This is a genomic window from Glutamicibacter sp. BSL13 (assembly GCF_052928425.1).
In genome coordinates, this window is record NZ_JAVGCZ010000081.1 from 1 (window position 1) to 12,641 (window position 12,641).

General features: G+C 59.7%; 11 protein-coding genes. 3 read left to right on the forward strand and 8 right to left on the reverse strand.

Features of this window, described 5'->3' with window-relative positions:
- Nucleotides 1-935 (forward strand): ISL3 family transposase (locus RCJ92_RS12265; RefSeq protein WP_446754698.1); only part of this gene is annotated, 935 nt, incomplete at its 5' end.
- Nucleotides 936-1,593: 658 nt separating this feature from the next.
- Here RCJ92_RS12265 and trxA read toward each other — a convergent pair.
- From trxA to RCJ92_RS12285, 4 genes are all read right to left on the reverse strand, one after another.
- Nucleotides 1,594-1,917 carry a thioredoxin gene (gene trxA / locus RCJ92_RS12270; RefSeq protein ID WP_138176459.1) on the reverse strand — a complete coding sequence of 108 codons (324 nt, stop codon included), beginning with the start codon at nt 1,915-1,917 and terminating at the stop codon, nt 1,594-1,596.
- A gap of 26 nt (nt 1,918-1,943) precedes the next feature.
- Nucleotides 1,944-2,912, reverse strand: a complete 969-nt coding sequence (trxB, locus tag RCJ92_RS12275) for a thioredoxin-disulfide reductase (RefSeq protein ID WP_446754699.1) — start codon at nt 2,910-2,912, stop codon at nt 1,944-1,946.
- Nucleotides 2,913-3,014: 102 nt separating this feature from the next.
- Nucleotides 3,015-4,727, reverse strand: a complete 1,713-nt coding sequence (locus tag RCJ92_RS12280; protein WP_446754700.1) for a hypothetical protein — start codon at nt 4,725-4,727, stop codon at nt 3,015-3,017.
- A gap of 152 nt (nt 4,728-4,879) precedes the next feature.
- On the reverse strand, nt 4,880-5,419 hold the full coding sequence (locus RCJ92_RS12285) for an NUDIX domain-containing protein (RefSeq protein ID WP_138176463.1): 540 nt from the start codon (nt 5,417-5,419) through the stop codon (nt 4,880-4,882).
- A gap of 124 nt (nt 5,420-5,543) precedes the next feature.
- On the opposite strand from RCJ92_RS12285, the gene RCJ92_RS12290 reads away from it, so the two are divergent.
- Both RCJ92_RS12290 and RCJ92_RS12295 read left to right on the forward strand, forming a co-directional pair.
- On the forward strand, nt 5,544-6,980 hold the full coding sequence (locus RCJ92_RS12290; protein ID WP_446754701.1) for a CCA tRNA nucleotidyltransferase: 1,437 nt from the start codon (nt 5,544-5,546) through the stop codon (nt 6,978-6,980).
- Nucleotides 6,981-7,695: 715 nt separating this feature from the next.
- Nucleotides 7,696-7,818, forward strand: coding sequence for a hypothetical protein (locus RCJ92_RS12295; protein WP_446754702.1), 123 nt, complete (start codon nt 7,696-7,698; stop codon nt 7,816-7,818).
- 239 nt (nt 7,819-8,057) lie between these two features.
- On the opposite strand, the gene RCJ92_RS12300 is transcribed toward RCJ92_RS12295, so the two are convergent.
- The 4 genes from RCJ92_RS12300 to RCJ92_RS12315 all read right to left on the reverse strand — a co-directional run.
- The gene (locus RCJ92_RS12300; RefSeq protein ID WP_054820501.1) at nt 8,058-9,143 is read right to left on the reverse strand and encodes an inositol-3-phosphate synthase; all 1,086 of its coding nucleotides are present in this window, start codon (nt 9,141-9,143) and stop codon (nt 8,058-8,060) included.
- A 355-nt stretch (nt 9,144-9,498) separates the two neighbouring features.
- Complete coding sequence (locus tag RCJ92_RS12305) at nt 9,499-10,683, reverse strand: DUF6716 putative glycosyltransferase (RefSeq protein ID WP_446754703.1); 1,185 nt, start codon at nt 10,681-10,683, stop codon at nt 9,499-9,501.
- 27 nt (nt 10,684-10,710) lie between these two features.
- Nucleotides 10,711-11,724 (reverse strand): hypothetical protein, encoded by a 1,014-nt coding sequence (locus tag RCJ92_RS12310; RefSeq protein WP_446754704.1) that lies wholly within the window; start codon nt 11,722-11,724, stop codon nt 10,711-10,713.
- The coding region (locus RCJ92_RS12315; RefSeq protein ID WP_446754705.1) for a polysialyltransferase family glycosyltransferase at nt 11,721-12,641 on the reverse strand (921 nt) is incomplete at its 5' end. The genes RCJ92_RS12310 and RCJ92_RS12315, both read right to left, overlap by 4 nt.

Here is a 12,641-nt window from a genome sequence, read left to right on the forward strand (position 1 = left end):
TGGCCCGGGTCGCTGAGGGGTTGGGCGTGTCCTGGAATACCGCTAATGACGCGGTGTTGGGTCAGGGGCAACGGGTGCTGATCAACAAGCCTGAACGGTTCAACGGGGTGAAAGTCATTGGGGTGGATGAGCACGTATGGCGCCACACCCGTGCTGGAGGCAAGTACGTCACCGTGATTATTGACCTGACTCCGGTCACCGAAGGTGCTGGCCCGGCCCGGCTGTTGGATATGGTGCAAGGCCGCTCCAAGGCCGTGTTCAAGTCCTGGCTCGCGAACCGGCCCCAAGAATGGCGGGACGGGATTGAAGTGGTGGCCATGGACGGGTTCAGTGGCTTCAAAACCGCCGCTGCCGAGGAACTCCCGGACGCGGTAGAAGTGATGGATCCCTTCCATGTGGTGCGCCTTGCTGCCGAAGCGTTGGATAAGTGCCGTCAACGGGTGCAGCAAGACACCCGTGGTCACCGCGGTCGCAAGGGTGATCCGCTCTATGCGGCGCGTCGCACGCTATTGACCGGGGATGGTTTGCTTACTGAGAAGCAGATTGAACGGCTTGATGCCTTATTTGCTGATCAGCAGCATGAGCCAGTGCAATTCACCTGGAACATCTATCAGCGCATCGTGGACGCGTACCGGCAAAAGGAGAAGAGTATCGGCAAGTGGTCGATGGAGCAGGTCATCGAGCTGATCAAAGCTAAAATTCCTACAGGGCTGCCCGAACTGGCGTCCCTGGGCCGCACCCTGAAACGCCGGGCCGGGGATATCCTGGCTTACTTTGACCGGGCAGGCACCTCGAACGGGCCCACCGAAGCGATCAACGGCAGGTTGGAACACCTGCGCGGTAGTGCTCTGGGGTTCCGGAGCCTAGCGAATTATATTGCTCGTTCACTTTTGGAATCCGGCGGGTTCAGACCCGTTTTACACCCTGGATTGTGAAGAGCCGCTTAATGCCGTCAATTACAGTACGAGTATCCAAGAACTCCGGCCGCGATTGCGTTGAGGATGATGGGGGGAACGGGAAGCGCTCTAGCCCGGGGCTACGTTTAGAAGGCTGCTTTCCGGAAGCTTGATGATCGCGGGATCATCCCTCTTGACCCCACTACGCAGACTCTTTGAAATCGCACCGTGTGCGGTAGAACAGCAAAATTGCACGAAACGCAAAATTCTGGCGACAGCATAGTGGTCATTGAGTAGGAGTACCCAGTAGCCGTCAAGTGATGGACCAGCTCTGATAGCTATTTCCATCATGGCTCGTGGACGTCACTCGTATTGAACGGTGGCGGGAGACGTCATTGCTAGATTTGCGAAGAAGCACGCGGCGCGCAGAAAGCGAAGGAAAGACAGCAATCATTCTTCACAGTGCCATCAGCCGAATGCGGCGTGCATCTCGGGCATGATCCTTCGGGATTATCAGTCGAGGACTGGTAACAGAAAAAACAACACAAGATATTTGATTTCAAACGTCGATTATTCCAGAGCCTTTGATCCGCTAATCGTCCGACGACAGGGGTTATTCTCCGGTAGAAAAAGACCACTAAGGGTGGCGGATCACTGATCCGCCACCCTTAGTGGTCGATACTTCGTTCTTCACTACCTAGAGGTAGGCAGCGAATTCCTTCTCGAGAACAGGCTTCGGCTTGGCGCCAATCGACGTAGCGACGTGTTCACCGTCCTTGAAAACGTAGACAGCAGGAATACTGGTGATTCCGTACTTTGCTGCGATGCCCTGGTTTTCGTCGACGTTGATCTTGACGACGTCTACCTTGTCGGCGTGCTCGACGGCAATCTGATCAAGAATGGGGCTCAGCTGTCGGCAGGGGCCACACCATTCTGCCCAGAAATCAACGATTACCGGCTTACTTGCTTCCAGCACGTCCGCCTGGAAGCTTGCTTCGGTGACATCCTTTGCGTTGCTCATGAGAGACAACCACCTTTCTGTAGAGCTTAATTCGTCGCCTGTACGGGGGTTTTTAGATCCGCCAGGAAGTGTTCAACGTCGATTGCGGCTGCGCATCCAGAACCTGCGGCGGTGATCGCTTGCCGGTACCGAGCGTCGATGACATCGCCGGCGGCAAATACGCCCTTCAACGAGGTTTGAGAAGTGCGTCCGTCAACAGCGATAGTGCCCTCTGCAGTCAGCTCGAGCTGATTCTTTACCAGCTCGGTGCGTGGATCGTTGCCGATAGCGACGAAAACGCCCGTGACGGGCAGAGTCTTCTCTTCACCGGTGCTACGGTTCTTTACGCGCAGGCCGGCGACCTTTTCAGCACCCTCGATCCCGACAACCTCAGAGTCCCAAACGAACTCGATCTTCTCGTGGGCCATGGCGCGGTCTGCCATAATTTTCGAGGCCCGTAGTTCGTTTCTCCGGTGCACCACGTACACCTTCGAGGCAAACTTGGTCAGGAAGAGTGCTTCTTCCATCGCCGAATCTCCGCCGCCAACAACTGCAATTTGCTGATCACGGAAGAAGAACCCATCACAGGTTGCACACCAGGAGACACCCTTGCCGGACAGACGCTTCTCATCTTCCAGGCCAAGCTCGCGGTACGCTGACCCGGTCGAAACAATAACGGAGTGCGCGGTGAAGACGGTGCCGTCGTTGACGGTGACCTTCTTGATGTCTCCGGTGAGATCCACATGCGTCACGTCATCGAAGAGTACTTCAGCGCCAAAGCGCTCGGCTTGCTGCTGCAGATTGTCCATAAGGTCGGGTCCCATGATGCCCTGTGGGAAACCAGGAAAGTTTTCCACGTCGGTGGTGTTCATCAGTTCTCCACCAGCGGTTACGGAACCGGCAATGACCAGTGGATTCAGGTTCGCGCGCGCAGTGTAAATTGCTGACGTGTAGCCCGCTGGACCGGAACCGACGATGATGACATCGCGGATTTCATCATTCTGTGTTGAAGCCACGGGGGAGGGACCCTTTCATTTCATGTAAATGCGAAGTGCATAGTGCGGTTAGACCTCACTATGCACCTCAACGTTTGATAACGGTGAAAAATTCCGTCAGTGTTACTTGGCCGAGAACTCACCAATCTGCAGCCCAAAGGGACGAGATGCATTCGCGCCAGAAGCGCGACGCGGCAGTTCAGTAACGTTCAAGAAGACGTATTGGCCCGTGGCTTGCTCTTCATTCACTGGAACAGTCAGCGACGGGCCCGTGAATGAGCCGTTGGCCACGGAGTTTGCTTCGCCCAGGTCTTCGCTGTCACCAATCAGAATCTGGTAGCTGCCTCCAGAGGCGTTGAGGCCGTCAAGCTGAACTTCGCTGATCTTCGACTCATCTTCCAGCTCGAGGATAAACACCATGTTGGAGGCAAAACCGCCGAAGTTCGCGGTGGTATACGAGTAGGTGTTGTAAACACTGGCAGGATTACCGTCGATCATCTTGGACAGAGTGTCATCGGTTTCAGCGTTCAGCTTCTGGTTCCCTGGCACCAGCCGGGAAACATCAGCAATTTCCGGGGCAGGCAACGGGGACTCGGTGTCCGAAGGGGACTCCTCATTCGGCTCGGCGGGCTGCTCCTGAGTTTCGTTCGGCGGCGTCTGAGCTACGGGCTCATCGCCTCCACCGCGGCCGAGGAAGTTAAACGCGAAAACTACCCCAATGACGAGTACAGCGATCAGCACGGCGCCCACCAACAGGCGAGCTCCCTTGCTGCTGTTTTCGTTGTTCTCTTCCGGATTTTCGTAATCTGCGTTGGAGGCAGGAACGTTCTTGGCTGCGGCGGGGAAGGTTTTGGCCTTCGAGCCATTGCCGGATGCGGCTGCTGCGGCAGCAGCAACCCCGCCGGCACCGGCGGCCCCCGCAGCCCCACTGGCCTTTTGAGAGCCAGTTGGCTTATCCCCGCGGGGTTCTTTCTTAGGAGACTCGGATGCTGCAGCTGCCGCTGACGTCGCCCCTGCGGCAGCAGGCTTCTTTTTGTCCTTGGAAGACTTTGGTTCCTTGCCCTTGGAAAGCTCGGCCGAAGACAACGCCGCCGTGGCGGTGACATTCGGCTCGTCGTCCTCAAGACGGGTGACTTTTGCCTTGTCGGCAGGCTTGGCGCCCCCTTCCGAGCCCTTAATCGGCGCAACCGGTGTGGTGCTTGGAGAAGACGTCTCCTGCGGAGCCGTCTTCGGGTCGACATCATCACCCTCTGCAGCAGGCAGTGATTGCTCATCACCCTCAGGGGACGCATTCTTGCGCCCGAACCGGTTCTTCAGACCGCTGAATCCACTGCTGAGAGCGTTTCCGATACGGCCCTGCTCTTCCGGCTCCTCCTCATAGCGGAGGTGCTCGTAGTAGGCGTCGTCATCCTCGTAGGTCTGCGGTACTGCCTGACGAGATTCACCGAAAATTTCGGTGCCCAGAGTATCTGTGAAAAACGGCTCGACATAAGGAGCGTCGCGCTCAACCACCAAGTCGAGCAAGTCCGCCGAATTAGCCAGATTGGCTACGAGATAAGTTTGATTGGCGTCCGTAACGCCAAGGTCGAGGACCTGGACCTCAGCGGAACGCTCGTCCATCGCGATTTCGCGCGCGCTGCTGGCCAGCTGTGAGGAATTGTCCGTCGACGCAACGAGAATACTGACGGATCTGTTCAGCACCTGGTCAATGCCTTCGAGGACAAGGTCTCCTTCGGCGGAGGTCAAGACAAATTCGGTGACCTGGTAGCGACCGCCGAGGACGGACCCGACATCGATGGACTGCGACACGTGCATCTCCAAGGGTTGGTTGAGCATTCAGGCGGATTCCCCGCCATCCCTCATGTTACCTGCGATACGACGGGATATGTGGGTGATTTGGCTAGAGTCACGTGGCCGTCGAAGACGCTGTTTTTCTGTAGATTCCGTGCCGGCGTTCTCCGGGGCGATTCACCTGTGAACCCTGTTGGCTAACCACCGGTGACATAGCGGGTCAGCACCTCGCGCGCGAGGTCGGCAATGCGCCGCTCGTTGGGAAAAGACAGCCTCTTGCCCAATGCGTTCAGGGGAACCCAATCGACGTCCACGGCTTCATGGTCCGGATCGTTTTCGATGGTCAACTCGCCACCTGTGGCCTCGAGCAGGAAGTGGTGCACCGTTTTGTGGACCCGGTAGTTGGTGACGGTAAACCAGTAGTCCACGGATCCCAGGGGCGCGAGAATCCGACCGGCAATTCCGGTCTCTTCCTCGATCTCCCGGATCGCGGCTTCCTCATTGGTCTCTTCGCCCTCCGGGTGGCCCTTGGGAAGACACCACTCGAGCCGCCCGCCTCGGTTGTACCGGGCGATGATTGCTACGGGGAAGGAGGAATCATCGAAATCGATCACGATACCGCCGGAGGAAACCTCCTCGACGGTGGGCAGCTGTTGGTGCCCTCCAGCCGCGTGCGCATGCGCCATTGACGCTGTCAATGGCGTGCGCTTAGGTGCGGACGGGATCGGACGGTTCATGAAACCACTGTATCGACAAAACGCCTAACATTCCGTTAACAACGTGACGCGGAGAGTTTTGTCGCAGTGAATACCACCGAGTACGTGCACACGGGGCCGGGAAATCTGGCACCCTTAAAGGACTATGTACGAACTTCCTTCCCACGCAGTGCTGCGCCAGATTCTTCCCGCGGTCATTTTCGAGTTGGCTGACCGCTTCGTCGCAGCTGGATTCGAGCTGTCGCTGGTCGGTGGACCGGTCCGTGATCTCTACCTTGGACGCGTCTCACCTGACCTGGATTTCACGACCAACGCGCTGCCGGATCAGACCCTGAGCGTCATTGAGGGTTGGGCGGACGCAACGTGGGATGTGGGCCGTGACTTCGGAACCATCGCGCTGCGTAAGGGCAGGGACACCATTGAAGTCACGACTTACCGCGCGGATGCCTATGACAAGGATTCTCGCAAGCCGGTCGTGGCCTTTGGCGATAATCTGCGAGACGATCTGTTCCGGCGCGATTTCACCATGAATGCCATGGCACTGCGTTTGCCGCAGCTGGAACTCATCGATCCCTTTGACGGAGTCGCCTCCCTGAATGAGGGGCTGATTCGTACGCCTGGATCTCCGGAAGTCTCTTTTTCCGATGATCCACTGCGGATGATGCGGGCTGCGCGCTTCACCTCGCAGCTGCGAATGAACGTTGCACCGGAGGTTCGCAAGGCCATGCGGCACATGGCTGACCGGCTCGAGATCATTTCGGCTGAGCGAATCCGCGATGAGCTGGTCAAACTCATCAATGGCGCGGACCCGCGATCGGGTATCGATTTGCTGGTGCAAACCGGGCTGGCCGACATCATGCTGCCCGAGGTTCCGGCGTTACGTCTGGAGATCGACGAGCACCACCGGCACAAGGATGTCTACCAGCATTCACTGACCGTGCTGGAGCAGGCGATTGATCACGAGACCGATGCCGACGGAGCGGTTCCGAAACCCGATTTTGTGCTGCGCTTCGCTGCCCTGATGCACGACATTGGCAAGCCGGCGACACGGAAATTCGAGAGCAACGGCTCGGTCAGTTTCCGTCACCATGACGTGGTGGGCTCCAAGTTGGTCAAGCAGCGGATGCGTGCCCTGCGTTTCGACAAGGAAACGATCAAGGCCGTTGCCCGTCTGGTTGAACTGCATATGCGTTTCTACGGTTACGGGGAAGCCGGCTGGACAGATTCCGCGGTACGTAGGTACGTGACAGATGCAGGTCCCCAGCTCGAGCGTCTGCACCGCCTGACCCGCTCGGACGTTACGACGCGCAACCGCCGCAAGGCCGATCGCCTATCGTTCGCCTACGACGACCTGGAAACCCGGATCCAGCAGATTGCTGAGCAGGAGGAGCTGAATTCCATTCGGCCCGACCTTGACGGCGAGCAGATCATGAAGCTACTGGGGATCTCTCCGGGGCCCGTAGTGGGACGTGCGTATAAGTTCCTGTTGAACATGCGCCTTGACGAAGGCCCCTTGGGGGAGGACAAGGCCGGAGAACGCCTCCTGCAGTGGTGGGCCGAGCAGCCCGAGTCGCGGGACTAAGCCGCGCACATTGCGGGTTTGCCGCCCTCCTGCGCGCTGCCGTGTGGTGATTGCAGGACGGCGGCTGTTTGTGCTTTCCGTGACGGTAGGACTTGCCCGAAGGCTTCCCGGGTGACTGCCGTGGCTATGTATTGGTAGCTGCAGCCGCCTTCTGCTTCTGGGACAGCAGCCTTCACACGTCCGGCGGCACCGCGTGGCCCGTGAAGCCGAAGAATCTTTAAAGTATTTTCCCTTGTGGCTGGATATTCCGCGCAGAGTTCAGTTATGCTGGGTATCGTGATTGGGAAGTCTCAATGAGACTAACGAGATCGAAGAGACAATAAACGTTGCAGTCTCGCACCTGAGGTGCGATCGACTCGAGCAGACCTAAGGAGGTGGGAAACATGAATATGATCCAGATTTCTTGGACTAATGGCGGCGGATTTGCCGGCTTTTACGCCCGCGTGCGGCGAGTTTCCCCAGCCTCCGGACAGATGACGATCTAGTTCTCTCACACTAACTCATCAAAAAGTTCCTGAGGCTGAATAGTCAGTATTCGACCGAAACCTCTAGGAACTTTTCTCATGTCTGCCCCTCTTTGCACTACTCCAACCCGTGCTATCCGCGCCGCGGAATTGATCTTCGCCGGACCGGAGAGCCTGAAAGCGCGTAGTTCGCTTTCGAACCCTCAAGTTGTCCCCGTCCTTTCGACGCAAACGGAAAGGAGGGGAGGCTAGTGAAAAAGCGCTACCGCGGCGATCAGAGTGATCGCTTCAAGGAAACGCGATTCCATCAGGCACGTCGCGAACGTGAAATGAAGAATCACGTTCCACCGGAAATGTACTTCCGTATCCGCTAGGGGTCGGCTGACGCCATTACCGTCAGTGCCAGACCAAGGGGGATACATGATGGAACCGCAACCGAATATCCAGACGAGGCCCGCCGGCCTGTGGCCCGGCGGGCCTTGCCGCACCCAGATGACGAAGGCCTTGGAACAATGCAGGAGTTTCACAGTCCGACCACGAGAGCTCTTAAATGCAGGTGCCCACCGCCTTGTGGACACGGTGGGCACCTGAAGACTCCGAGCGGAGTGGACCGTTAACGCTCGATCTCGCCGCGAATAAAGGCCTCTACCTTCTGACGCGCGGTTTCGTCGTCGTACTGCTCCGGCGGTGACTTCATGAAGTAGCTGGAAGCGGAGAGGATGGGACCGCCAATGCCGCGGTCCTGGGCGATCTTCGCGGCGCGCACCGCGTCGATGATGACGCCCGCGGAGTTCGGGGAATCCCAAACCTCCAGCTTGTATTCGAGATTGACCGGCGCATCACCGAAGTTGCGTCCCTCGAGGCGCACGAAAGCCCATTTGCGGTCGTCCAGCCATGACACGAAGTCGCTCGGGCCGATGTGTACGTCATCGGCACCCAGGGCGGCTGAGGTGTTGGAAGTGACCGCCTGGGTCTTGGAGATCTTCTTGGATTCCAGACGCTCGCGCTCGAGCATGTTCTTGAAGTCCATGTTGCCTCCCACATTCAGCTGGTAGGTGCGGTCCAGGACTACCCCACGGTCTTCGAAGAGCTTTGCCATGACGCGGTGGGTGATGGTGGCGCCGATTTGGCTCTTGATGTCGTCGCCGACGATCGGAACACCAGCATCTGTGAACTTCTGCGCCCATTCCGGGGTGCCCGCAATGAAGACCGGCAGTGCGTTGACGAAGGCAACGCCAGCGTCAATCGCAGCCTGTGCGTAGAACTTGGCCGCTTCTTCCGAACCCACCGGAAGGTAGCAGACCAGTACATCGACCTGGGCGTCCTTCAGGGACTGAACCATGTCCACCGGTTCGGCCGAGGACTCCTCGATGGTTTCGCGGTAGTACTTGCCAAGGCCATCCAGGGTATGTCCCCGCTGGACGGTGATTCCGGTCTGCGGCACATCCGCGATCTTAATGGTGTTGTTCTCGCTGGCCAGGATTGCGTCAGCAAGATCCAGTCCAACCTTCTTGGCATCGACGTCGTAAGCGGCGACGAACTGTACGTCGCTGACGTGGTAGTCGCCGAACTGAACGTGCATCAGACCCGGAATGGTGGAATCAGCTGCCGCATCGCGGTAGTACTCGACGCCTTGGATAAGTGACGTGGCACAGTTACCCACACCGACGATGGCAACTCTGATCGGGTTCGCCGACACATGAACTCCTTTGGAAAACGATGAAAGCTTTGGGGAGCGGATCCAAGAGATAAGAGTTATCCGCAAACAGGCTCCCCCATAGATCTTAAGTCCCTTACTATGCACTTTCATTCCCGCTTCGGCGAAGAGATTGGGAACCGAGGCTCGTTACTGTTACCACCCGACCTCATGTGGACGGAAAGTCCTCTGAGTTCGGTCGGTAATGACTGAAAACAAAGTCAGTACCAAAACTTATATTGGGCGTGAACGACCGCGCTCGGCGAACGTAGACCAAGTTATTAGGAGTGGAAAATCATGAAATATTATGTCATTAGCAAAGTTTCAGATGCTCATGAGGTGTCTGGTAGCTCTCATTTCACGCCTGTCCAAGAATCCGCCGCAACTTTCGGGCAATTTCCAGCATTGGCCGGGGCATTACGGTGCGTACGCGCTGCCGCAGAGGAAAGTTCTTCAAACGTGCCAGCATTTGCTCGTCTGTCTGCAGCGTTCCAGTCTGCGCTCTAGATGCCAGGAGTTGCAGTGCGTCATGCAGATCGCGGGTATTGCGATGAAAGTAATTTTCCCTCAACCATGCGCGGTTCGGATTACTGAATCCGAGCATCTGCAGTTGCTGCAGGCTGCCTTGAATCCCGGAGCCGACGAACACCGTATTAATCAGTGCAGCGTCAACGCCAAAGTCGTTGATGACCAGGGTCGGCAACCCGTGGTCCAGGGCCTCGAGTGCCGCGGTTGAAGAAACCGTGGCCAACGCCGTTCCCGGAACCAGAAATTCGTGCAACGCCCCCGTGGCAAAACGGATGTGGCTGGTCCGGGAGAGCCGTCCGTCCTGGACCATCTGCTCCAACAGCGCGTCATAAGGGTATTGCTCCAGATGTGTTTGCGGTTCTCCGGCCCGGGCGCGCAATTTGATGATGACCTCGGTACCCGGGTTCATCCGGGCCGCGCCTTCCAGGGCCAGCAGGATCTGTTCACGCTCATCACGTGCGCTCGGAACCTTGGCCTGGGCGGCAAACACGACTCGGTTAATCGGCTGGCTACAAGTGGCGGGGAAGCCAGGACTGGTCAAAAAAGGCAACTTGCCCAGCAACAGGGTGGGCTGGTGGCCGGGTTCGGAGTCGGCCAGGAAGGAGAAATCCCGCACCTCGGCGTGCGAATGGCAGATGAAGGCATCCCCGGCCCGACGATAGTTCCAGCCTTTCGCCGTCGCGGGGAAAGCTACGCCCGGCAGCGCCGAAACCAGCGCCGTGCGGCGTGCATCGACCGGTTCGCTGCGCAGGACCCTGGCATATATTTCCGAGACAATCGGCCCGGTGGCCGAAGCGAACAGCACATCTTCGGTGACGGTACCGGCGGTGAGGTGACTTAGCGGCAGAATTTGGACGTGCTGCGGGTCCAAATCCGTGCCGCTGAACGCCGCCAGGATCTGCTCGTCGGTGGGGGTTGTGGGGGTGCGGACCACCACGACCCGCCGCCGCCATCCGTCGCCGAGCTGGTGCAGCAGATGGGCGGCCAACTTCAGGTACGAGTCGGAGTCGGCCACGGCCAAGATGGAGGGAGTCACCGGGCATCACACCTTCAGGGAATTGGACAGGTGCTCGCGCAGCTGCCGGGATGTCGCGGCGGTCCACCAGTGTTCGGGCACCGCTTGGGGAATGACCTGGTGGCGTTGCGTACCCAGCAGCAGGCGCAGCGAGGGCACCACTGTGGAGGGCAAGGAGCGGATTAGCTGCCCGGAACGCAACCGGCGCAGGCGCATTTCAATGGGAATGGTGTGCTCCTTGAGCCGGACATTGGGGATCCGGTCAATCAGCTCGAGCAGGTGCGGGGTTTCGCGGCGGTGCGGAAAATACGCCAGCGGCCCGTCCTGGGCCACATCACGCAGCCATTCCAGATACGGGTCGGGATGGATCAGCCCGTCGGTGCTCATCGCCGAGCCGATGACCAAGGTGGGTTCGGCGAAGCTCTCGGCCACGGGTTGGGCGGCGAGCCATTCGAAGCGGTGCTGGGCAAACTTGATGCCCAGTTGCTCCATGCGTTCCCGCGTGGGCTCATCCACGTCCAGGGCGGAGACGATCAGCAGGCGCTGATCGCGCGCCATGAAACGCAGCCGGTACCACAGCGCCAGTCCCAGTGCCCTGCGGCCCGCGGAGTTCTCCACCCGCTCCCGCACCAGTGGTACCGGATCTTGGCTGGTCAGCTGGCGGATCAGCGCCAAGGTGGCGAGCCCGTCGTCGATGATGACCACTTCACGGGATTGCACCGGCCCCAGCAGGGCACGCTGCACCCTTCCCGAGTAGGCGTCCCCGGTGACCCAGCGTTCATCGGTGGACAGCGGTGCCGGTGGGTTGCGGGAGGGCTCGGCAATCGCCAGCCCGCGGGGGGCGGCCTGCAGCAGTGCTTTGGTGGTGGCCTCCAGCGGCATGTTCTGCCGTGGCACGATTCGGGTGTTGCTGCCCAGCAGCCCCGCTGCATGGGTTTCCACCGCAGAGAGCAGCTGCAGTGGGGATTCGACCCAGACTCGGCAGTGGCCGAAGCGCGGTCGGCTGACCTCCGCCTGCGGGCGGTACACGATCTTTTTCACCCACGCGCTCCCGACTCCAGGCGACGGGCCATGCTGCTAAAGGCCCGCGCCCCGCGGCGCTGCATGCCGCGCACCGAGCGGCCGGCGGCGCGACGCAACCGGAGCACGGGGCTGCGCTGCGAGTTGGGGTGGGCCCAGCGCGGGGGCAGGTCCAGCTTGGCCAGCCGGCGGCGCTTGAAGTACTCCGGGTGGGCCGCATAGTTGGCTTCCAGGTACTCTTCGGTCTGGGCGCGCAGGGATTCGAGCTGCCCGGACTGCATGCAGTACGACACGGCGCGCACCAGGGCGCTGAGCTCATCCACCGAACCCGACCGCACCCGGGAGGGGGCCGGCAGCTGTTGGCGGAACAGCGCGTGGATCAGGGTCAGCGGGATCCGGTTCGAGTTCTGGTACGGGGCCAGGTGCTGCAGCAGCGCGTCGGTGCCCACCGCGCTGACCGGTATGTCGAGCATGTAGTGGGCGGTGACCAGTGCGGTGGAAAAGCAGGAAATGACGCGCTGCGGGCGCAGCGCCCCGATCACGGTCTCGGCCAGCAGCGGGGTGCGCAGCAGCGTGAACCCCAGGCCCTGCTGTGCGGCGAGGACGGCGAGCCTGCGTGCCGAGGCGGGGGAGGAACTGGGGTGCGGCTTGAACACCACGTGCCCGGCGCCGCAGTCAGCGGCCTCCTGCAGCATCTGACGGTGCAGTTCCAGTTCCTGCTCATCATCCAGCAGTCCCAGCGCCCCCAGGTACTGGCCGAGCACCAGGGCATGGTCGGCCGGCACCCGCGGCAGCAGCCCGGTGACCTGCGGGTCGCAGGCCACCTCGTCGAAGACCCGGCGCAGCGCCGGCAGCGGCACCACGGTGCGCCGTGGACACAGCTCGTGCAGCAGCAGCGGGCGCAGCCCCGGCACCAGATCCACATGGCAGGTGCCGGC

Coding starts and splice junctions, on each gene's coding strand:
- RCJ92_RS12285 (WP_138176463.1), bottom strand. CDS start 5,419: ATGAACCGTCCGATCCCGTCCGCACCTAAGCGCACGCCATTGACAGCG.
- RCJ92_RS12280 (WP_446754700.1), bottom strand. CDS start 4,727: ATGCTCAACCAACCCTTGGAGATGCACGTGTCGCAGTCCATCGATGTC.
- RCJ92_RS12290 (WP_446754701.1), top strand. CDS start 5,544: ATGTACGAACTTCCTTCCCACGCAGTGCTGCGCCAGATTCTTCCCGCG.
- trxA (WP_138176459.1), bottom strand. CDS start 1,917: ATGAGCAACGCAAAGGATGTCACCGAAGCAAGCTTCCAGGCGGACGTG.